Annotated in this window: 31 protein-coding genes and 1 tRNA gene; 19 read left to right on the top strand and 13 right to left on the bottom strand. The window is 61.6% G+C overall.

The features are described from left to right. Positions 1-9: 9 nt before the first annotated feature. Positions 10-1,716 (bottom strand): DNA cytosine methyltransferase, encoded by a 1,707-nt coding sequence (locus tag BLR92_RS12780; protein ID WP_089729154.1) that lies wholly within the window; start codon positions 1,714-1,716, stop codon positions 10-12. Positions 1,717-2,110: 394 nt separating this feature from the next. On the opposite strand from BLR92_RS12780, the gene BLR92_RS12775 reads away from it, so the two are divergent. After that, positions 2,111-2,614, top strand: coding sequence for a hypothetical protein (locus BLR92_RS12775; protein ID WP_089729152.1), 504 nt, complete (start codon positions 2,111-2,113; stop codon positions 2,612-2,614). On the opposite strand, the gene BLR92_RS12770 is transcribed toward BLR92_RS12775, so the two are convergent. From BLR92_RS12770 to BLR92_RS12725, 12 genes are all read right to left on the bottom strand, one after another. Next, complete coding sequence (locus BLR92_RS12770; protein ID WP_089729150.1) at positions 2,607-3,539, bottom strand: recombination-associated protein RdgC; 933 nt, start codon at positions 3,537-3,539, stop codon at positions 2,607-2,609. The two genes, BLR92_RS12775 and BLR92_RS12770, sit on opposite strands and share 8 nt — an antisense overlap. 1 nt (position 3,540) lies before the next feature. Continuing rightward, on the bottom strand, positions 3,541-3,840 hold the full coding sequence (locus BLR92_RS12765; RefSeq protein WP_089729147.1) for a hypothetical protein: 300 nt from the start codon (positions 3,838-3,840) through the stop codon (positions 3,541-3,543). A 26-nt stretch (positions 3,841-3,866) separates the two neighbouring features. Next, positions 3,867-4,049, bottom strand: a complete 183-nt coding sequence (locus BLR92_RS12760) for a hypothetical protein (RefSeq protein ID WP_139171601.1) — start codon at positions 4,047-4,049, stop codon at positions 3,867-3,869. A gap of 545 nt (positions 4,050-4,594) precedes the next feature. Further along, on the bottom strand, positions 4,595-4,795 hold the full coding sequence (locus BLR92_RS12755; RefSeq protein ID WP_089729143.1) for a hypothetical protein: 201 nt from the start codon (positions 4,793-4,795) through the stop codon (positions 4,595-4,597). Beyond that, a complete protein-coding gene (locus BLR92_RS19760) occupies positions 4,788-4,943 on the bottom strand; it encodes a hypothetical protein (protein WP_175488812.1) in 156 nt (51 codons plus the stop codon). Before BLR92_RS19760 ends, BLR92_RS12755 begins: the two co-directional genes overlap by 8 nt. Next, positions 4,940-5,257 (bottom strand): hypothetical protein, encoded by a 318-nt coding sequence (locus BLR92_RS12750; protein WP_089729142.1) that lies wholly within the window; start codon positions 5,255-5,257, stop codon positions 4,940-4,942. Before BLR92_RS12750 ends, BLR92_RS19760 begins: the two co-directional genes overlap by 4 nt. Positions 5,258-5,264: 7 nt before the next feature. Further along, a complete protein-coding gene (locus tag BLR92_RS12745; protein ID WP_089729140.1) occupies positions 5,265-5,483 on the bottom strand; it encodes a hypothetical protein in 219 nt (72 codons plus the stop codon). 30 nt (positions 5,484-5,513) lie between these two features. Beyond that, on the bottom strand, positions 5,514-5,819 hold the full coding sequence (locus BLR92_RS12740; protein ID WP_089729138.1) for a helix-turn-helix transcriptional regulator: 306 nt from the start codon (positions 5,817-5,819) through the stop codon (positions 5,514-5,516). 147 nt (positions 5,820-5,966) lie between these two features. Further along, entirely contained in the window at positions 5,967-6,113 is a 147-nt protein-coding gene (locus BLR92_RS19755) for a hypothetical protein (protein ID WP_175488811.1), read from the bottom strand. A 449-nt stretch (positions 6,114-6,562) separates the two neighbouring features. Then, positions 6,563-7,309, bottom strand: coding sequence for a DUF1828 domain-containing protein (locus tag BLR92_RS12735; RefSeq protein WP_089729136.1), 747 nt, complete (start codon positions 7,307-7,309; stop codon positions 6,563-6,565). Next, complete coding sequence (locus tag BLR92_RS12730; protein ID WP_089729134.1) at positions 7,306-7,821, bottom strand: hypothetical protein; 516 nt, start codon at positions 7,819-7,821, stop codon at positions 7,306-7,308. The genes BLR92_RS12735 and BLR92_RS12730 overlap by 4 nt, the downstream gene beginning before the upstream one ends. 98 nt (positions 7,822-7,919) lie before the next feature. Next, a complete protein-coding gene (locus tag BLR92_RS12725) occupies positions 7,920-8,444 on the bottom strand; it encodes a helix-turn-helix domain-containing protein (protein ID WP_089729132.1) in 525 nt (174 codons plus the stop codon). A gap of 441 nt (positions 8,445-8,885) precedes the next feature. Here BLR92_RS12725 and BLR92_RS12715 point away from each other — a divergent pair, with 441 nt between their 5' ends. The 18 genes from BLR92_RS12715 (at position 8,886) to BLR92_RS12630 (ending at position 20,134) form a co-directional block, all read left to right on the top strand. Next, positions 8,886-9,179, top strand: coding sequence for a hypothetical protein (locus tag BLR92_RS12715; protein WP_089729127.1), 294 nt, complete (start codon positions 8,886-8,888; stop codon positions 9,177-9,179). Beyond that, positions 9,176-9,511 carry a hypothetical protein gene (locus tag BLR92_RS12710; RefSeq protein ID WP_089729125.1) on the top strand — a complete coding sequence of 112 codons (336 nt, stop codon included), beginning with the start codon at positions 9,176-9,178 and terminating at the stop codon, positions 9,509-9,511. The genes BLR92_RS12715 and BLR92_RS12710 overlap by 4 nt, the downstream gene beginning before the upstream one ends. Further along, entirely contained in the window at positions 9,508-10,377 is an 870-nt protein-coding gene (locus BLR92_RS12705; RefSeq protein ID WP_089729123.1) for a phosphoadenosine phosphosulfate reductase family protein, read from the top strand. Before BLR92_RS12710 ends, BLR92_RS12705 begins: the two co-directional genes overlap by 4 nt. Further along, complete coding sequence (locus BLR92_RS20180; protein ID WP_175488810.1) at positions 10,374-11,312, top strand: helix-turn-helix domain-containing protein; 939 nt, start codon at positions 10,374-10,376, stop codon at positions 11,310-11,312. The genes BLR92_RS12705 and BLR92_RS20180 overlap by 4 nt, the downstream gene beginning before the upstream one ends. After that, on the top strand, positions 11,293-11,988 hold the full coding sequence (locus BLR92_RS12695; protein WP_353961331.1) for a hypothetical protein: 696 nt from the start codon (positions 11,293-11,295) through the stop codon (positions 11,986-11,988). Before BLR92_RS20180 ends, BLR92_RS12695 begins: the two co-directional genes overlap by 20 nt. 2 nt (positions 11,989-11,990) lie before the next feature. Then, positions 11,991-12,329 (top strand): hypothetical protein, encoded by a 339-nt coding sequence (locus BLR92_RS12690; RefSeq protein WP_089729119.1) that lies wholly within the window; start codon positions 11,991-11,993, stop codon positions 12,327-12,329. Further along, positions 12,322-12,984 carry a hypothetical protein gene (locus BLR92_RS12685; RefSeq protein WP_089729118.1) on the top strand — a complete coding sequence of 221 codons (663 nt, stop codon included), beginning with the start codon at positions 12,322-12,324 and terminating at the stop codon, positions 12,982-12,984. Before BLR92_RS12690 ends, BLR92_RS12685 begins: the two co-directional genes overlap by 8 nt. Further along, positions 12,981-13,208 carry a hypothetical protein gene (locus tag BLR92_RS12680; protein WP_089729116.1) on the top strand — a complete coding sequence of 76 codons (228 nt, stop codon included), beginning with the start codon at positions 12,981-12,983 and terminating at the stop codon, positions 13,206-13,208. The genes BLR92_RS12685 and BLR92_RS12680 overlap by 4 nt, the downstream gene beginning before the upstream one ends. Next, the gene (locus BLR92_RS12675; protein ID WP_089729114.1) at positions 13,205-13,495 is read left to right on the top strand and encodes a hypothetical protein; all 291 of its coding nucleotides are present in this window, start codon (positions 13,205-13,207) and stop codon (positions 13,493-13,495) included. The genes BLR92_RS12680 and BLR92_RS12675 overlap by 4 nt, the downstream gene beginning before the upstream one ends. Next, positions 13,492-14,166 carry a metallophosphoesterase gene (locus BLR92_RS12670; RefSeq protein ID WP_089729112.1) on the top strand — a complete coding sequence of 225 codons (675 nt, stop codon included), beginning with the start codon at positions 13,492-13,494 and terminating at the stop codon, positions 14,164-14,166. The genes BLR92_RS12675 and BLR92_RS12670 overlap by 4 nt, the downstream gene beginning before the upstream one ends. Then, positions 14,166-14,687: a VRR-NUC domain-containing protein gene (locus BLR92_RS12665; RefSeq protein WP_089729110.1), complete on the top strand. Its 522-nt coding sequence runs from the start codon at positions 14,166-14,168 to the stop codon at positions 14,685-14,687. The genes BLR92_RS12670 and BLR92_RS12665 overlap by 1 nt, the downstream gene beginning before the upstream one ends. A gap of 274 nt (positions 14,688-14,961) precedes the next feature. After that, positions 14,962-15,630, top strand: coding sequence for a hypothetical protein (locus BLR92_RS12660; protein ID WP_089729108.1), 669 nt, complete (start codon positions 14,962-14,964; stop codon positions 15,628-15,630). Positions 15,631-15,799: 169 nt separating this feature from the next. Continuing rightward, positions 15,800-15,874: transfer RNA gene (locus tag BLR92_RS12655), tRNA-Met, on the top strand. A 137-nt stretch (positions 15,875-16,011) separates the two neighbouring features. Beyond that, a complete protein-coding gene (locus tag BLR92_RS12650) occupies positions 16,012-16,263 on the top strand; it encodes a hypothetical protein (RefSeq protein ID WP_089729105.1) in 252 nt (83 codons plus the stop codon). Next, the gene (locus BLR92_RS12645; RefSeq protein WP_089729104.1) at positions 16,260-16,772 is read left to right on the top strand and encodes a lysozyme; all 513 of its coding nucleotides are present in this window, start codon (positions 16,260-16,262) and stop codon (positions 16,770-16,772) included. Before BLR92_RS12650 ends, BLR92_RS12645 begins: the two co-directional genes overlap by 4 nt. Beyond that, a complete protein-coding gene (locus tag BLR92_RS19575; RefSeq protein ID WP_139171600.1) occupies positions 16,769-17,218 on the top strand; it encodes a hypothetical protein in 450 nt (149 codons plus the stop codon). Before BLR92_RS12645 ends, BLR92_RS19575 begins: the two co-directional genes overlap by 4 nt. Positions 17,219-17,568: 350 nt before the next feature. Next, complete coding sequence (locus BLR92_RS12635; RefSeq protein ID WP_089729100.1) at positions 17,569-18,072, top strand: DUF1441 family protein; 504 nt, start codon at positions 17,569-17,571, stop codon at positions 18,070-18,072. Then, positions 18,065-20,134: a phage terminase large subunit family protein gene (locus BLR92_RS12630; protein WP_089729098.1), complete on the top strand. Its 2,070-nt coding sequence runs from the start codon at positions 18,065-18,067 to the stop codon at positions 20,132-20,134. The genes BLR92_RS12635 and BLR92_RS12630 overlap by 8 nt, the downstream gene beginning before the upstream one ends. Positions 20,135-20,142: the final 8 nt, after the last annotated feature.

Genomic DNA, 20,142 nt, shown 5'->3' with positions numbered 1-20,142 from the left:
ATCGACTCCCTATGCGACGGCTGCGGCTGGCGCCGGCATGAACTGTTTCTCATGAGTGAAGTTGGCCGCAACAATGGCGCGGGCCAGTGGCGGGCAGACGCTGTTGCCGATCAGGCGCACCTGGACGTATTTCGGTACCGGGCGACCATTGACCTCGGCGAACTTATAGCCATCAGGGAATCCCTGAGCAGCGGCTAGCTCGTGAGGCTGGAGCATCCGCATGCCGATGTCGGTGATCACGTAGCGCTCACCGTCGATCAGCACTGTGATCAACTGGAAGCGGTCCTTGGTGGTGACGGTGGGTGCTGGCGCTCGCAGGTCGCGGCCGGTCTCGCCTGACCCGCTGCCGTAGTACGGTGCGAGGAAAGCGGCAACTGCTGCGGCGTGGGTGCCACCGGCGCAGACGGTGGGCATCGGCTCGCGCAGATCCCGACCGCCACGATCGGCACCCTTGAGGTTGACCAAGTTGGCGGCGACCAGGGCGTTATGATCTGTCGCGGTGACGGTCGGTACTGGATTGCGCAGGTCATCGCCGACAACGCCGGTGAAGTGCTTGGCAAGGAATGCGGAAACCAGTGCATGCTTCTGTCCGCCGGCAACTACTGTGCCGAGGGGTTTCTGTAGGCCGATCGCTCGAGGCGCCTGCCCGGGCCGTTCGCCGTAGCCCGTCTGCACCATGGTTGCCGCCACCAGCCCGAACGGCGCCGCTCCGCCCGGGTTCGTCCCGGTGCCCTCGACGTTGCTGTTTGCCGTGATGGTATGCATGGGCTCGTCGCAGGCATGACCAATCGCGCCTGACCGGAACTTGGTGATATGCGGCACCACCAAGCCATGGGCATCGTGCGCTGCGGTGACCGTCTTCATGGGCTCGAGCAGCGACTGGCCACGGAAACCCTCACCTCCGTGGTTGCAGGTCACGATGAACGGCTGCTCGGCCTCGACCACATACCGCATCACCCCCTTGGCAATGCGCTTCATGGTGTTCTCGGCCAGCGGCCGGTTGCGGCTGAATATCGAGGGGCAGGGGATTGACCAGTCGATGCACTCCGCGGCGGTGCGGTGGGGCTGCATCTTTCCTCGGCGAACGGCAGGGGCTTCGGGTGCCGCGTGGGTGGGCTTTGGCCAACAGATGGGCAATCCGTCTCGACGGGCAATCAGGAAGAGTCGGCGGCGAATGGTTGGGGTGCCGTAATCACAGGCCCTCAGCAATCGCCAATCGACCTGGTAGCCATGCCGGCGTAGGTTGCCGACGAAACCTCGAAATGTCTGACCCTTGCGAGCCGGGTCGGGAACGATGCGAGCTTGATCGTCCTTGATTAGTGGGCCCCAGTCCTGAAACTCTTCGACGTTCTCGAGGATGATCACGCGCGGCTTTACCTTCGCTGCCCACCTGGCTGCTACCCAGGCTAGACCGCGAACGCTCTTGCTTACGGGGCGCCCGCCCTTGGCTTTGCTGTGGTGCCGGCAGTCTGGGGAGAACCATGCCAGGCCGACAGGCATACCCCGAGTCGCTTGCTCGGGATCGACGTCCCAGACATCGGCCACCGAGTGCTCGCTGCCTGGGTGGTTTGCAGTGTGCACGGCGATAGCCGTTGCGTCGTGATTGATGGCGAGATCGACAGGGCGGCCTAGGGCCTGCTCGATACCCTCGCTGGCGCCGCCACCGCCCGCGAAATTATCGACCACGAGTTCGTGGCCAAAGAGGTTCAGGTTCATTCCCTGGCTTCCTTCTGGTTATTGGTTGGCCGGTGGCACGAGCTCGGCAATCACCTCGCCGGTCTCGATGAGGTAGTGGCCGCAGTCGTCGTTTGATCCGCTGCACACGGGGTAAGGGCAAGGTGCCGGGCAGCCCCGACGGACTCACCACTGCGCAGGTGACGCGTTCCCACCATCACCACAACAGCAGGAAGCGGGACGCTGCGTGTGGTAGGTTGAAGAGACACCACAACAGCGCAGGAAGCATGTCATGAACAAGAAAACTGATGGTCAGGGGTCTGGCCAGAAACCGCCTCCCGCTAAACCCCGTGAGCATTACGATCACGCGCCGGTTTATAAATCGCCACCACCACCGCCGGACAAGAAGCCAAGCTAGCTTCAAGGAATCGCAACCATGAGCCCGGAACGTAACGACCAAGAGTTTGCCGTTTACAACTCGCTGAACGTCGAGAAGCTGACGGAGACCTTGAACGCCCGGGCTGACCGGCTCTGTACCTTCCTGCTGATCCTGCTTGGGTCGGCGGTGTTCGGCTCCATGGCCAGCACCTTCTGGCTTGGGCTGGCCGTGGCCGCCATCGCGGCCTTGCAGTTCGTCTGCCGCTTCGGCGAGGCAGCTGGCGCCGCCAGGGCGCAGAAGCTGCGCTATGACAGCCTGAAAGGACGCATGAGTGATTTAACGGATGATGTGCTGGCAGAGCAGTACGAGCGCATCCATGAGCAGGATAATCGCCCACTGGCTTCGATCGAGACCATTGCCTTCAACAAGGCCTGTTACATGAGAGGGCAGGAAGACGAGTGCAGGCCGCTTTCACGTTTCACTAAGCTCGTAGCGCTGGTGAGTGGTGGCCATCCCTGCGACGTGCCGCCGCGTGATGAGAAAGCCGCCTCGGTTAAGTGATGGTTGGCGCCGCTGGTGTAGCCTCGCCACCCAGCCCGTCGACCAGATGCTCGATGACGCCTGCCAGCGCGCCGGCCATCAGCGCGAAGTCGGTTTCCAGCCGCAACACCGGGCCGTCGCCGTCATCCGTCTGGCTGGCTTCATCCAGCAGCGCATTGGCGAAGTGGATGGACTTGAGCGATAGGTCGTCGTGAAGCACCAGGGATACCTGTTCGTCTACGGTGATCGCCAGGCGAGTGGCTTGCCGGCCGGCGCTCATGCAGCCGGCGATGTCGTCGCCACCGAGATCGACCTGACGGCCGCGCACGACACTCTCGTCGCCGCTTGTGGCCTTGAGCTCGACTTGGTCGCCGACTTCCAGCCAGGCCGGGCGCGACTCCGGATTGCTCAGCCACTCGGTCATGGCCCGGGTCGGCGTCGTCTTGGTGGCCAGTGGCGTGACCTTGAGCGAGCCCAGCGTCTGGCGCAGTAGGTCGAGCACGCTCTCGGCAGCGGTCCGGCTCGAGGCATTGACGACGATCAGGTTGCGCGTGGTGTCCCACCACACATCGAAACGCCATGAGCGTACGAAGGCGCGGGGCAGGAATTCTTCATAAACCTGCTCCTTGAGTGCCTGCTTTTCGCGGCGATGCAATGGCCGGCCTTCGCTGTACTCAATACGGTCAGCGCGGGCTTCGACTTCTTCACGCACCACCGATGCGGGCAAGATGCGTTCTTGGTGCAGGGCGGTCAGCAGCCGGTGGCCGTTGATCTGATGGATGAGTTTTTGGCTGTTGCGCCCGGCTGGCGCGGCCCAGCCGATGCGCTTGGCTTCGACGCCACCCAGTGGGCGGAATGCCTGGGCTTCCAGATGCTCCTCAAGACCGGAGATGGAAATGGCTGGCGCGTCGTGCAGGCGGTAGAGGTGAAGGTGCTTGAACCACATATCAGTCGATCTCCTCGTTCTCGATGATGGTGATCGGGAACTCCCCGATGATATGCAGCGCGATCTGCACCCCGACGCGGAAGCCCTTGCACCTGTCGCTGTCTTTCTCGAAGACGATGGCGTCGTCGCCTTCGCCCAGCTTGATGCCCGCGTCGGTCTGGCTAACGACCAACTGCAACTGGTCGACTGCCCGCTGGTGGTGTTCCTGTGCCTTGAGGATCAGGCGAGCGAGATCGTCACCGCCGGTGACGGGTTCGCTCTCTTCGGATAGAAACGAAAGGTCGAGAGAGTCGGCTGGCATGGTGGTTCCTTGTGGATTAGTAATTGTCAGTACTCCTGCCATTCGGTTTTCTTCTTGGGTTTGCCCCTCACGACCACATCGACCTCTACCGGTCGCCGGATATGCAGGCTGCGGCATCGGCCGGTGCGCTGGGCTAGGGTTATGAATTCTCGGGCGAACTGGGGGGCGTCGAAGACGGCGGAGATCGGCACGACGTTGGCGCGCTTCATGATCTTTTCCATCTTCGTCTTCACCCGCTCTTCATGCTCGCCGGGTGTCTCATCGAGCTGGGGGGGGGGGTAGTGCGGCGCGCCGAGCGGAGCGCGTGGTGTTCGGTCATGCCGTAAACACGAAAAGCCATGATTGCCTCCTGCCCGTCGCGCGGGCTGTTGGGATAAAAAGGCCTGCCCGAAGGCAGGGAGGTACGCAGGGTTTGCCTTGTGATGCCGGAATGGCATCGGGATGACCGCGAACCGTGGCCATGCCGATGACATCGCGGAAAAAGGCCCGGCCGGAGCCGGGCAATACGCAGGGAAATACAGTGATGCGCCATCACGCATCGGGGAGGACTCTGGATGCGAATTTTGCAGCGCGAAGTCTGCCTAACGTCGCCGCCGCGAGCGTGCTTTACCAGAGCCCTCTCCGATGGCCAGCAGATAACGCGCTGCTGGCGCCGCGTGGGGTCCGAGTTGTTAAAGAGCGTGTTGCTACTGCATCTGGCAGCGCCCGGTAGGCGCTCTCGGATACAGGCCGCCATAACGCTGGCGGCTGCGGGTCAGGCGGTGTGAATTTCCAGTGCCGGCGTCAGCCCGTGACGATCCCAGCGCCAGCGGCGGGCTTCGTGGCGCTTCTGCCGACGCTTGGCCCGCTCGGCCAGGTAGTCGGAGGTTTTGCCCTTCGGATAGACGGTCTCGGTCTCGGCGCCGCCGAAGAAGTACGCGCAGCCCCGGCCAATCTCGATCAGTTGCTTACGCATGCTGGTAGCCCTCCATGATCAGGCGTCCTCTGCGAACGGCGAGATGCCAATGGTTACGTTTGGCGATCTGACGCAGAGCGATTAGCGGCGTGGCGTAATGCAGCCGCTTGCGGCCGTACGGGGTGTCGATTTCGGTGAGACGATTCATGACGTGGCTCCCGATTTATTCAACAGCCCGTTGAGGTGATCCAGCAGGCCGCCGAGTTCGGCATTGATGCGGTTGTTGTTGTTGTCGTCATCGCTCTCGTTGCCCAACCGAGCGAGAAAGGCGTTTACGACCTGACCCTCTGGGTCGGTTATCTTGCCACCAGCCCGGCGGATGGTGACTTGGACGAGATTGCTGGCGCCGGCGTACTCGGCGCTGGCATGCCATTCGCCCTGTTGGGTCACGTCGATGGCGCGGTCAACAATCTGAAAAATCGCGAAGCGTTGGGCGCTAGTGAGGCGTTTTTGGGTGGTCATGGCAGCCTCACTTGAGCCGGATAAAGGTGCGGAACTTGGTGACCTCGCAATGACGCGCTTCCATTGCGACGACCGCGCCTTGCTTGGCCGCTCGGATGGTCGTGACAATGACCAGCTCGCCACTCCTGCCGAGTGCGTTGCGCGCCAGCAGGGCCATCCGCTGTTGTTGCATCTGCTCGCCGGCGGCGTGCAGGCCTTCTTCTACGGTGGTGACGTTCGTTGCCATTAGCGTTCCCCTTTCCTTCCCCTGGTTGGCTCAGGCTTCGAGCCGTGTCGTTGTGCGTGTGAGACGAACCCGCGCCGTGACGCGCAACTTGTCGGTGCCGGTGTCCATCACCATCGAGAGCGCCAGCGCGAGGCAGAGCGGTGTGATCCAGCCGCGAGACAGCGCCTTGGCGACCAGGTGTGTGATGCTCTTGCTGTTGGTTCTTTCGCGCGCCTGCTGGAGAGTGGCGCGAACAGTGTTGACGGCGATGCCAACCTCACCAGCGATCTCTTTGCATCCCATGCCGCGGGCTGCGAGTGCGGTGAGCATTGCTTGTCGTTGGGTGATTGGCTTCATGTTGCTTGTTCCATTCAACTGTTGTGCTTAGTGTTGCCTAAGCAATCAACTCTGTCAATAGAATTGCGCAACAAAAAAGCCAAGCAGAGAATTCTGCTTGGCTGTAAGTAAGTATTTATTTCTTTTTTGGCAGGCGCTGAGTGGTTATTACTTGTTTTTGCCTTCCAGGCGGAGTGCCGCCTTGGTGACTATTTCTGCCAAAATTGAGGTGAGATTGGCGTCCTGGCTCTCAAGGTCACGCAAGCGTGCAATGTCTTGGGTTTCCTGCGTGTAGCGGTCTTGCTCAGTGTTCATTTTGTTTGCCCCATGGCCATCGCCTGTATAAGTATACAGTAAATTGGTAAGGATGATTTGGCCACCCCTCAGGGGCTCAGCCAGTGTAATGAATTCGCGCTACCGGCAACCGCTTAAAAAGCGTGCGCGAATTGGGGTATTTCTCCGCTCAATTCTGCCGCGCCACACCCGGCGCATCATCTACTTCTATTCTCCATACTTTTTGAAAGATGCAAGGCCGCCGAAGTGCCCAATTTGGCCCTTTCGAGCGCCGGCCCTTCCTATTTTCCACAAATCGACAAATCAGCAAGGCAGCGCTCGTTAGCTGGGCGTGACTTGCTGTTTGCGATTTTCGTGATAGGCACCGTAGAGAGATAGGGGCGATGGTGACAGCAAGGAATTTGGCCAGTGGCTGGACACAAAAAACCCGCCACGAAGGCGGGTTGGTGATGGTCGACAGAGCGTCAGTGTCAGGTGCCCAAGGCGTCGAGTGATCGCTCGTCGTGATAGACGATGACGTTCGCCTGCTCCACCAGGGCGGCCTTGGCTTGGTCGATCGTATCCTGAGGGCCGCCTTCGATCACCACGAACATCGAGGCGCTGGGCGTAAGTCGAGAGACATCGACCAGCGCACCGAGCGCTTGGGTGACGGCGCTCCACCGCAGGCTATGGGTGTTGCCCGACACCGTATGAATGAGGCGCTGGCCAGGGGAGCCGGCATCCAGGGCGAAGGGAAACTGGTACTGATGACCGCTGGCGCCGACAACGCTGAACCTGCGCTGTACGCGCTTGGCGTAACGACGCTCCAATACATCACCCAGGCGATCCTCGAAGCCGGATGGCGGCACCGGGTAAGCATCCTTCAGCGCATGGCCGACGCTAAGACAACCTTCAAAGAAGGCTGGCAGGCGGTCACGCAATGCACTCGCGGAGCAGTGGGCGAGAAAGTCGCCTTCGCTGCCCATCTCGATTCCCATGGAGCGAACGCTATCCGTCAGGCGTTGCAGCAATTTAGGGCGAAGCTTGATGCCATGGCTAAGGGCCGCGGTCAGTATCTGCCCATCGTCGGTGATCAATGCGTTGCCATCCGGCATTGTCTGGACGTATGCGCCTAGCTGCTCGCCATCGAAGCCTAGCGTATATGGGGACTCGATGAAGAAGACACCGTCGCGCAGCGCGCGGCAATCGTAGTGAGGTAGCAGTTGGACACAGTTCATAGCAGTTCACCTTGCTCCCCGGGTGGTGGTTGAAAGCCGGGGGCGCCTTCAATATTGGCACGCTCTAGGAATAGCCGCCATAGCTGATCTTGAGTCAGGGCTGGGTCGAGTGGCTCGACATAGCCATGGCTGGCCTCTTGCGTAGGGCGGTGCCAGTGCGGGTGGTCGACGCGCTTCTGATAGTACGGCTCACCCAGGCCCACGGTGTTGCGATGCCGGCTGGGTCGACCCGAGTCAAAGGCGAGAACGCGGGCATTGTCGATAAACAGGCTGGCGCCGAAATTATCGGGGTGAAAGCCGCGTGGCGAGCGACGGTAATAGACGAGTACTCTCCAACCTTTGCGGGTGTACCCCTCTACGTCCAGTGCAATGCTGATCTCGAATAGGCAGGGTATTCGCCCGCCAGCCGCTCGCCTCCATAGATAGCCAAAAGGTTGATGGCTGCCCCATTGCTTGGGTTGTGCTATCGCCTGCATGGCATGGGCGTATTCCAGCAATATCTGCTCGGCCATGCGTTCCCCTTGGTTTTTATTGTGCTGTCTGCGTGTTCGTCGTGCAGCTTGGGCATCAATGCTGCTGTGCGCCGATGCGGTTTTGCAGCTTTACGGTTTTACGATTGGCTGCCGTTTTTTTCTTCGCCTGCCGGCCCTTTCTTCAGCAGCTCATAGGCGTGCCCCATGATTTCCTGAGGGCTCATTTCTGGCTTTTGGCTAACCAACTCAAGCAGCCGCACAGTCGCTTCAGCGAACCACGCGTCTGTGAGGTTTGTTGCGTTGGTGCGTAGCTCTGACATGACGGTCAGGACATGGATGAGCAAGGGTCGAGGGATACTTTCTTCCAGGGCAGAAAGGCTGAATTGTCCAGGTGGAGCATCGTCATTCCCCACCAAGTGCGCTGGAGTTGTCTCGTAGGCGTCGGCTATCGCCATTAGATTTTCGATGCCGGGGACTACGCCTCCCATCCAGCGGGTCACAGCGCTGCGTGACACCCCCAGCAGTTCGGCGATGTCCTTGTTGACCCCGTAATGGTCATCCTCTGAATACCCGTGCTTCTCAATCGCCAAGCGCAGTAGTCGCTTGGGGAACTCGCGTTTTGCCCATTCCTTATTGGCAACCCTGAATTCTTCGCTGCCCATTGGTGGCGCCTGTCCGGTTGAGTAATTGCTAAGCGCGATTCTAGACAGATCAACTCTTGCCTGCCATAGTGCAAAAACACTAAGTAATTGCTCAACTCTTTAATGAATTATAGAATTCATCTGAACCCATTCATCGGCTACATCCATGACCAAGCAGCCTGAGCTCAGCCTTAGAAAACTCATTCGCCGCGCGGGTGGCACCAATCGGGTAGCACGAGAGCTAGGCGTTTCCTCGGGGGCCGTTTCGCAGTGGATCGCAGCCGGCTGTCTTCCATTGACTGAGGTTCAGGAGAAGACGCACTACGCGAAGCGCCTGCTCGAGATGTCAGGAGCGGAAGCGGAGGAATGGGATGTCCGGCTGATAGGCCGCCGCTGACTTGGTTACCCATTTTGTCGGGACTGACCCTTATACCAGGTAGGAACGAAACAACAGGGGAACGCATGAGTACCACACACGATATTCCCGATTACAGCGCTTGGGCGCGCGATGACTTGATCACAGAAACCACGCGGTTGGCGCTGGAGGTCGGGGAGGCCGAAAACCGGGGCTGGGACAAGCGCGCCGTTCTGTGCCGCGAGAAATATCACCAGGCGATGGCGGCGCTGATTGCGTTGTCGACGCCGTTCGACCGATTCGCGGCCCGACGTGCCGAGGCGACCCGTGAGGGGCACCTGATCGAGGCGGCGCGACTCCGTCGTGAACGCCTGGGCGTGAATGGGGAGGTGCCGGCATGACGACCGTTACCGCAACACGCAAGCGTAAGGCAGCACCCAAGAGTGGTCAGCACCCGGAACGGCTCGATAATTGGCAACTGGCCGCCATCTGCGAGCGCGCCAATCGGGCGATCAATGCGCGGGTCGATACGCGCCATGAATTAAGGGAGTCATGCATCGGGTATCACAGCGCCTGCGCCGAGTGGCATCGCGCCCGGGCGGTCATCGAGGCGCGCAAGCCGGTCGAGCTGGCGCTGGGTGCCGATGAATTGGGTAGCAGTGCCTGGCATCGGGGCAGGGCAGTGGTTCATGACGAAGCGGCGCAGATGGCGCGCGAGGAGGGTGGGGTATGAGCACGCGTGTGCCTCGACTCGAAGCTCTGCGCAGCGAGGCGAGCCGAATTCTCGAAACCGCAATCGAGCAGTATCAGCCGGCAGCCGTGTTTGCGTTGTTTTCCGGTGGGCATGACTCGCTGACCTGCACCCATATGGCCGCCGAAATCTTGGGCGAACGGCTGACCGGTGTCGCTCATATCGATACTGGCATAGGCATTCCTGAAACTCAGCAGTTCGTGAAGGACGTTTGCGGACACTACAAGTGGCCACTGCAGATATACCGGGCCAGCGAAAACACCTATGCCAACGGAACCCCGAACCCGCAAGTCTACGAGGAAATCATCCTCGAGCATGGCTTTCCGGGCGGACCCGCTCACCAGTTCATGTACACCCGCCTCAAAGGGCGACAGGTGGAGCGGCTGGTGCGTGATTATCGCGGGAAACGTGGCAACAAGGTGATGCTAATCACCGGCGTGCGCCGCGAGGAATCCACTCGGCGCATGGGAACAGTGCGAGAGGTCAACGTCGTGTCTGGTGGCCAGGTCTGGGTCGCTCCGATGATAAACGTGACCAGCCAAGACCAGCACGACTACATGGCCGCCTGTGAATTGCCGCGAAGCCCGGTGAAGGAAAAGCTTTGCATGAGCGGCGAGTGCCTGTGCGGTGCTTTTGCCCACCGCGGCGAGTTAGCAGAGATCGCGTACTGGTACCCGGACGTTGCCGATCGCATCCACCGGCTCGAGCAAGCTGTGCTTGCCAAGCATGGGCGAACGAACGGATGGGAAGGGCGCGACGACGATTTCAAGTACAACCGCCAAGGCTTCCTGCCTTTGTGCGTTGGTTGTGAGCAGCGAGCCGAGCTGGCAAGCGTGGTGGCGCCATGAGCCTCGCTGCCATGCATTGGGCACGCCAATCCCTGAAGACGTTGCCCGACGACGTGAAGACGCCTTCCCGGCTGGCGCTGATGTTGCTGGCGGACTATGCCGACGAGTCGCATGTCTGTTGGCCATCCATCGGCACCATGGCACTTGAGATGGGCTGTTCCAGACGTAGCGTTCAGCGAGCCGTCGATGTGCTCGAAACGCGCGGGCTACTCACCGTTCAGCAACGCCAGGCGGCGAACGGTCGGCAGCAGTCGAATCGCTATCGATTGACCGTTGGGGGAGGGTGTCAATCTGTCACCCCTACTATATCTGCCCAATCAGGGGAGGGTGACAACCTGACACCCTACGAGGGTGACAAATTGACAGGGGAGGGTGTCACCCGTGTCAGGGGGAGGGTGTCACCCGTGTCACCCCTTGAATCTACCACTAGACCCTTAACCTCCTCTCACTCTGGCGCGGGCGAGTCGATTTTCGAGCAAGCGGCAAGACGCACCGATGACGGCGAGCCGTTACCGACGACCGAGCGCCAGTATCCGATGCCGCTGGACTGGCAACCCGACCCCGAGCACCTGGCCGCCGCCTGCCAGCGTGCCGGTCTGCCTGCCGACACCCAGCCGGCCACGCACCAGCTGGCCAAGTTCACTGCCCACCATGCGGACCAGCCGAGCCGGCGTCACGGTGCCATGGCGTGGACTGCCAAACTCGTCGACTGGATCCGCAACGACCAGCGCCAGCAAGCCCAACAGCCCACCGGAGGTGCCCATGGAAACCGTCAGCCAGCTGCTGGACAGCGCCAGCGATTCGCCAACGTCAGCGCCGCAGAAGCTCGTCGCCTCGCTGAACAGCAACGCCGCGACCAAGACTCGGCACCGCCAGGCGGAGCAGGGCGGGTCTACGACGGGGAGTTTGTCGCCGGTGACGGCGGAAACCGTTGACTGGCTGTTCGATGCGCTGGGCCAACTGTACGGGACGCACTGGCGCCGCCGATGTGTGGACAGCGGCTGGGGGCAGAACCTCAACGGCGAGTGGGTGAGCTTTGACGCTACAGGCGAGTGGTTGCATGCCCTGCAACATCTGAGCGTGGCGCATGTGCAGTGCGGGCTGGCCGCTCTCAATGATGCCGCCGCCGAGGCCGTTTCTCAGGGACGGACTGCGTGGCCACCGGATAGCCCGATGCTGTTCGCGAAGGCGTGCCGTCTGCGTCCGGAGCCGTTGGGTCTGCCCAGCATCGAGGTGGCGTGGCGCAACGTCCAGGAGCATGCATTTGCCGGCAAGCCGTTCATGCACGAGGCCGTGGCCGCTGCTGCCGAGCATGTGGATTTGCACAATCTGCGCAGCGCCAGCTATCACCAACTGGCCGAGCACCGCCGGCAGTTCGAGCACTACTACGCGAGCAACAGCCGCGAGTGTGTCGTCGAGCGGGTGGCGCGCGGTGCGGCGATGCGCCCCCAGGCTGCTCTGGAGCATGACGCCCGTCGCCGCCAGGCCGAGTTGGCAGAACGCGCCAGCAACGAGGAGGCCGCCCTGCGTGCCGAGGCTGAGGGGCTACCGCATCGGATGAGCGCCAGCCAGGGGCTAGCGGCATTGAGAACAGCAACGGGGAGGGCGTAGTCATGGAGCCGATCGCAACGCCGAGCGGTAACGAGGTAAAGCGCACCGCCTACATGGATCACTGGCACAGCGGGGCGTTATCGCTTCAGCAGCGTAGCGTGCTGCTTGCCATGCCCAGTCCGATGGTGGCATTGACCCGTAACGAGATTGCCGAGCGTGCCGGTATCACGCTGAGCGCAGCCTGTGGCAGGGTGCATGAGCTGATGGATGCTGGCGCGCTGGAGGTGGCCGGCACTTCGCGCGAGCCTGGGCAACGCAGCGGTCGAACCACGCTGCGGCTCACCGAGGAGGGTTGCCGAATGCTGGCGCTGATCGAGCGGGAGGAGGTAGCCCATGCGTGAGCTAATGGAGTTGAACGACCTGCAGCAGTCAGTCATCGATGTGCTGTTCGAGGCTGGCGCCGTTTCAATGCATAGCAGCCTGCCGCGAGAGTCCATCCAGAATGCGTTGGCGACAGTGCCGGGCTTGGTCGAGATCACCGGTAACGCGCTGGGGCCATGTCTGGCGGGACTCAACCGGCGCGGCCTGGTGCAAAAGCACCTGAACGAGTGCTGGTCACTGACGGATGAAAGCGCGCAGATGGTTAGCGCCGATGAAGAGGACGATGCTCCGGTGACGTGGTCGCCTGGGTATGTGGGTAATCCCGATGACGAGACGCTGGCCGGAACCGGCGAGGGGGAGGCGCTACCCGAAGATGGGCAGCAAGAACGTGAATGCTCGGTGCAGCCGGAAACGTTGGCGCTCGGCCCTGGGCGCATCCAGAAACTGACGCACGGCTTGTCCACTTCGATCAATCAACTGCGTAACCAGCACGACGACGAGCTACAGGCGGAATTGCTGGCGGTGATCGACGGGCTTGGCGAACTGGCGGCACAGGAATACAAACGTACCGCTGACCCTTGCATCGGCGATTTGCCTGGCGTCTGTGCCGAACTGCGCAGGCGCGTCGAGCGTGCGCGGATATGTAGCGATGTGAGCGACGAGGTGGCGGCATGAGTCGTTGGGCTTTGATTCTCGGCACAGGCTCGGCCCCACTCTGGGCGAACCTGTTCGTCCTGATGCCGTTCGCGCTCACCTGGCTGTTGCTGGTGCCATTCATCGGCTCGCGTGCGCTCAAGCTCGGTAACGCTGCTCTTTTCTGGTTGACCCTGGCCTCGGTGTATTGGCTCTGGTGGTTCGTCAGCCAGGCGTTCATACATTACGCGATGGAGGCGGCATGACGTCGACACTCAAAGGTGGCCCGCAATCCAAGCGCGCGGCGGCGGTAGGGAGAAACCCGCGCTTCCGGCTGTATCTCGATTATCGCCGCCGGCGGGCCAATGGGCTGAGCACCAGCCAGCTACCGGATGGCACGCATAGCGAGCAGGACGTTGCCGATTTCATTCGTTCGGCCTGTAGCGTATCCAGCCGCGCCGAGATCGATCACAACGATCGGGCCCGGGCGATGCTCGACCGCATCGTTGCCGACTACCAGCGCTGGGAGCGCCAGCAAGGGAGAGTGGGATGATCGAGAGACATTCAGAGAATGCTGAGGGACGTGACTACTTTGTGGGGGATATTCACGGCCAGCTTCGCTTGCTCGAAGAGGCATTGGCACGGATTGAGTTCGATAAGAAGCGCGATCGGCTTTTCTGCGTCGGCGACCTGATAGACCGAGGATCCGATTCGTTCGATTGCCTCTCACTCGCTTTTGAGCCGTGGTTCTACGGCGTGCGTGGCAATCACGAGATGCTGGCTTACGACGCGTTGAATGGCGATGGCAGCACGGATCTCTGGATGATAAATGGTGGCACGTGGGCGCTTAGCCAGAACATGGCCGAGGTGAAGCAGATCCTTGGCGAAGCACTTCGATACTTGCCCTATGCGCGAGAAGTAGAGCTGTCCGGAAAACGCATCGGCATGGTGCATGCCGAACCACCTGGTGATTGGTCACTGATCGAACTGGCAGGCCATGCGTACAAACAGGAGTTGGTTTGGGGTCGCTCACGCATCAAGAGCCAGGACCAGACTCCAGTGGCTGGCATCGACGCGGTGGTGGTCGGGCATACCATCGTCGCCGAGCCGGCATGGCTGGGTAACGTGCTATTCCTCGATACCGGAGCCTTTCTGCCCGGCGGCAAGCTATCGCTGATCGCGGGTCGCGAAGTGCTGGCCTGGCAGCAAAGGAGGGCGGGCTGATGGGTTGGAGCAACCGGGCTTTCGAAGGCACGCGCCGTAAGCGTTCAGTCAATAAGGATGGCTCACTGCGCAAGAACCCGCGCCAGCTCGAGGAGCGTGAGCACGCTGCGGCGGTGGCTTGGCTGCATGGCGAGTCGCTGCGTGGCAGCGAGGTCGGCGGTTTGTACGAGCCCTTCTTCCATCCGCCGAATGGTGGCAACCGTGATGCCGTGGCTGGCGCAAAGCTAAAGGCGCAGGGTGCTAAGGCCGGTGTGTCTGACTTCATCTTTCTGTGTGGACGCGGTGGATGGCTGGGGCTGGTGGTGGAGTTCAAGGCCATGCCGCCGAATGATGCTCGACTGTCCGATTCGCAGCGTGACTGGCTGACGCTCTCGGAACGGCACGGCTATTGCGCGGTGCTGGCGCGGGGCTTCTTCGAGCTACGGGCGGTGCTTCAAGAGTATGCGGGTTGGCCAGAAACCGTGAGCACCATCGATCGACGGGAAATGCAGTTTGGATCTGTGTGGCGGAAGGGTACCTAAACAAAGCCCGGCCAAGGTGGCCGGGCGGGTTGCAGGTAACTATTCCTGCATAAAGGTAAGCCGTTCTGGGATTCCTTGGCATGGGTGGCTTCCTGCCCCTGCTGCCGTCCTTTCCCAAGCTTCGGTCATCCTGACCACGCTCATCCTTGAACTGGCGGCCTTTCCTTGGCCGCTGCTTACCGTATTTAACAGGCTAGTAGATAGGTCGTTTGAGAGACAAGCGAGGAATTGTTAAGAAAAGCAATGGCTTAACCTGTGTTAAGAAGGGGATCATATGCGACGCATTGAGGACATGGGTATCAATGAGCTGCTCGGCCTCATTCGGCTTGAGCCACAAGGCGCGCGCAGGGAGCGCTTGCTGGCAGCAGCGCTGAGTGAGTTGATCGAGGTCGAGATCGATTGGCGCACCGGGCTGCGACATCAGAACGTCGGGTATCACAAGGTGAGTACGATCGGTGGGATGGGTGAAGGTCGAGGCGAACTGACCGGCACCGTCGATCATGTCGGCCAGGCCGCCGAGCGATACCGGTATGCCTGCCGCTGGCGCACGATGTCGAAGGCGTTGCTGGCGCATGTGAGCGAGCGCCAGCAGATGGCGCTGCTGTTGACTGGTTATGCGATCCAGCCGGTGGGCGGTTGCCAGTCGCCGCGCATGATGACGCTGGCGCAGGTGGTGGAGCGCCAGGTGGAGCTGTTACAGCGGCTGGGATGGGCGCCGATGGCAGGATATGGCGTTGCCTTACATGTACCGTTCAAACATACGACGTGGAGATTGAAACCTGTTCGATTCGATGCAAAGGCCCAGCGCAAGCGGTTGGCGGTACTTAAGCCGCCAGGTGAGCAACGCCCGTTTAGGTCTGTGGTTGCGCTGCGGGATACGGCTAGGCGGGCACGAGCTGCACTACTCAATGTGGTAGCTGATCAGGCAAGAATCGCAGCGTAAGCACAATATGTTGTATTCGCGCTACTTCGGTGCTACCTTTCAGCTAAGCTTGTGATTTCTGCGCCTCGACTACTTCGGTAGCCGGGGCGTTTTCGTTGGAGTGTCCTTTCCGTTCAAAGCGGCTCCGCCAAGAGAGGGCATTCAAATCGCCGGGTGCGGCCCGGTGCCTAGCAGGTGGGTCAGACGGTCAAGACGCTGGGCTCATATCCCAGAGTACCCGGTTCGATTCCGGGACCTGCTTCCATGTTATGTCGCCCGGTTGCGTTCCCCTACGCTCCCGTTCCCCTCGGCCGGGCGACACCCTTTCTTTTGCTTGCAGGTCTATCTTCGCGCCCGTCGCGAGGTGTCGCCATGTCTAGTCCACAGCGCACAGGATTCATCATGTCCAACTCGTCCATGATCGTCACCGAGGCGGCACGCATAACACCGGTGGGTGTCGGCTGGGCGGCTATCTCTCAGGCTGATCCATCGACTCAGGTGACGCTGGTCGCTGGGTTGCTGACCTGCTTGTACATGCTACTGCAGACCTGGCTGATCATCCGCAAGCTGCGTGCCGAGAAGCGGCGACTGCAGATGGATGAGCGTGAGCATGAGCGGCGTATGGGATCGGCTCAGGAGGGCGACGCGACATGAGTCTGATTAAGCGGTTGGGTATACCGGTTATCGGCGGCGCCCTGACCATCGCTGCGGCGACCGTGAGTCACTTCGAAGGCCGTAGCAACGAGGCGTATCTCGATCCGGTGGGTATTCCCACGATCTGCGATGGACATACACAGGGTGTGCAGCTGGGTCAGACGCTCTCCAATGACGAGTGCGATAAGTTGCTAGCAGGCGACCTGGGCGATGCCTTCGATGCCGTCGATCAGCATGTTGATGTCGTGCTGCCACCCACACGCCGCGCCGCGCTTGCATCGTTTACCTACAACGTTGGCGAGGACGCGCTGATGCGCTCAACTCTCTTGCGCAAGCTGAACGCTGGCGATGTGGTAGGCGCATGTAATGAGCTACGCCGGTGGGTGTATGCCGGCGGTCGGAAGTTGGCCGGGCTGGTGCGCCGCCGCAAGGCCGAGCGCGAACTGTGCTTGATCGGGACTGAGCAGGGCACGCTGATCGCTGGGCAGCCGGCGGGTGGTGGATCGTGATCGGTCGTCTGCTGGGTGTTGTGCCGATAACGGCTTGGCTGATGGTTGCTGCGCTTGCTGTAGCTGGCTGGCAATGGTGGCAGGCCGATCGCTATCAAGCCCAGGCTGCCCAGGCGATCACGGAGTTAAAGCAGTCAGAAGCCCGGGCCGATGCACTGGCCGGCGCGCTCGATTGGCAGCGAGAGCAGATCCAGCAGCTCAGCGAGACGCTTGACCGTCGCGATGAGCAACTGGCGACGATTACCGCCGACATCCGCGCCAGCCGGGATGCACTCACAACACTGGAGCGAAACGATGCGGCGACACGTGATTGGTCTGCTGAGCCTGTGCCTGATGGTATCGCTGACTGGGTGCGCCAACTCGCAGACGATGCCGTCGCCGATCATGCTGGTGCCGACGGTGCCCGAGCATCTGATCGCGCCACTACCGGCTCCGGCCAGCGTTGACGACATTCACGCCAATCGCGATTTGCTTGAGCTGCTCGCTGATTACGAGGCGCTACGGCGTCGGTTCAATGCGGACCGGGTGGGTATCGCTGAGATATTACAGCACCCGGGTGGTGATGGGGCCGAGGAATGACGCCCGGCGCCAGCCCATCCGCCCACAGAAAATCGCGGGTCCTTCCGGCTGGAAACTCGCCGTCCACGGGGTCGCAGCATCGCGGATTTCGACAAATTTTCGGCGCCAGTGGGTCGTCAGCAGCACCGGCCTCTAACCCGCATGGTGCTTGATGATAGAGGTGCCGAAGGTGCCGAAGCGAAGAGGGCCACGGTGCCGAACATAGGATGACCCACGTGTGGCAGACATCAATCGCCTGGAAGAGGCCTACAACTGGAACATCACCAGACTGGCCGATGCTTTTGGTCTGCACCGTGACACCGTCCGCAAACGCCTGCGCGATGCAGGCATCGTTCCCGCTGGCACGCGTAACGGGGCGAATGTTTACGCCCTGAAAGATGTCGGCCCCGCCCTGTTCGGCGAGACGTTCGGCGGTACCGGGCTGGATCCCGACGAGCTGCCACCGCAGGAACGCAAGGCGTGGTACCAGTCCGAGAACGAGCGGGTAAAGCTCGAGAAGGACATGCGCCTGCTGGTGCCGGTCGAGGAGGCGCATCGCGAGATGAGCCGACTCGCCAAGGCGGTCGCCAGTAGTCTCGACTCGCTCGCCGATATGCTCGAGCGCGATGCCGGGCTGGCGCCGGAGACCATCGAACTGGTCGAGAAAACCACCGACGCCCTGCGCGAACAGATGTACCAGTCGGTTATCGCCGATGACGAGACGGAGGCGGCCAATGGGTAGCTATGCCAGTGCCGCCGCCATTCGCCGCGATGTCGCCGAGTTGATCCGACCGCCGCGCCGTATCCGTGCCAGTCAGGCCGCTGCCGAGCGCATGAAGGTGGTGGGCGGCGATGGCACGATTCGCGACTGGAGTCCGGACGCCACGCCCTACATGGTGGAGCCGCTCGACTGCATGGGCTCACGTCTCTATGACGCGGTGATATTCGCCGGCCCCGCGCGGACCGGCAAGACTAACGCCCTGGTCGATGGCTATGTCGCCTACAAGGTCGATTGTGACCCTGGCGACGGGCTGATCGTTCAGATTTCCGAAGAGAAGGCGCGCGAGTTCAGCAAGAAACGCATCGACTGCATGTTGCAGAACTCGCCGGCGCTAGCGGCACGGCTCAGCCCGCGTGGCCACGATAACAACGTCCACGACAAGACCTTTCGCGCCGGTAATTATCTGGGCATCAAGTGGCCGTCGAAGAACGTGCTGGCGAGTTCCGACTATCAGTTCGTGCTGATCACCGATTACGACCGCCTCGACGAGAACATCGATGGTGAGGGCGACGCCTTCACCATGGGCAACAAGCGCACCCAGACATTCGGCTCAACCGGCATGACGTTGGCGGAATCGTCGCCCGGTCGTGAAGTGACCGACCCTGATTGGGTGCGCCCGGAAGGTCAGCCGCACATGGCGCCACCCACAACCGGTGTTCTCGACCTGTTCAACCAGGGCGACCGGCGCTTGTGGTACTGGCAATGTCCGGAGCCGTCGTGTCGGCATTGGTTCACGCCGACCCAAGAGCACTTCCAGCTTAAGAGTGGCCGAGTGTTCTGCCCGCATTGCTCCGCCGAGATCGATCCCAAGGCCAAGCGCTCGCTGAACCTGTCGGGTCGTTGGATGCCGGAGGGCTGCGACCTAACGCCCGATGGCGAGCTGATCGGCACGCGCCGACAGACCCGTATCGCGTCGTTCTGGATGGAGGGCCCGGCGGCGGCGTTCCAGTCCTGGGCATCGTTGACCGAGAAACTGCGCCGGGCCGAAGAGACGTTCGAACAGACCGGCAGCCAGGAAACCCTCAAGACGGTCATCAACACCGACTGGGGCCGGCCGTACCTCTACCGACGCGCCGCTACCCAGCGCAGCAGTCAGCGCTTGATGGATCGCGCGGAGCAGACCGAGCGCCGCACCGTGCCGCCTGGTGTGCGCTTCCTGACCGCCGCCGTGGATGTGCAGGGCGGTAAAGAACGCCGCTTCGTGGTGCAGATTCACGGTTGGGGCGCGAACCGCGAAATGTGGGTCGTCGATCGGTTCAACATCAAAGAGGATCGCGGACCGGCCAACGATCAGTCGCCCCGGCCGATCAACCCGGCCACACAGCCGGAAGACTGGGATCTGCTGACCCGCGATGTGCTTCATCGCTCCTACCGCCTCGCCGATGGCAGTGCGCGACGCATGCCGATCGCCGCCATGGCGGTCGACACCGGCGGAGAGGGGCAGGGCGAAGAGTCGGTCACCTCGCAGGCCTACGACTGGTTTCGCCGCCTAGCGAAAGAGGGGCTTCAAAGCCGCGTGTTCCTGGTTAAGGGTGGCAGTTCGAAGACTGCCAACCGGGTGCGGAAGACCTGGCCGGACAACACCAGCCGCAAGTCGCGCAAGTCCAGCGCGCGCGGCGACGTGCCGATGTACCTGCTGGGCACCGACCTGCTCAAGGATGCCGTTGCGGCGATGATGGACCGCGACAACCCCGGCTCCGGCTACATGCACGTCCCGCATTGGCTGGGTCGCTGGTGGTACGACGAACTGACCTACGAGATGCGCGACCCTGCCACCGGCAAATGGTCGCGCCCCGGCAAACGCCCCAACGAAGCCTTTGACCTGTGCGTTTACAACCTGGTCGTCTTCATTCTGCTCAAGGCCGAGAAGATCGATTGGTCGGCGCCGCCTGCCTGGGCGGCGGATTGGGACGACAACATGCTTGTCGTCGCCCCAAATGGCAACCAGCAGCAGGAAGCCCGCGAAGCGCAGGCAACACCACCTCGCCGGCGACAGCGCCGTGTCGTCAAGCCCCGAATCTAGGAGATGCC

It is taken from the genome of Modicisalibacter muralis, from assembly GCF_900102945.1.
Classification (GTDB): domain Bacteria; phylum Pseudomonadota; class Gammaproteobacteria; order Pseudomonadales; family Halomonadaceae; genus Modicisalibacter; species Modicisalibacter muralis.
This window is presented reverse-complemented; position numbering and strand designations above follow the sequence as displayed.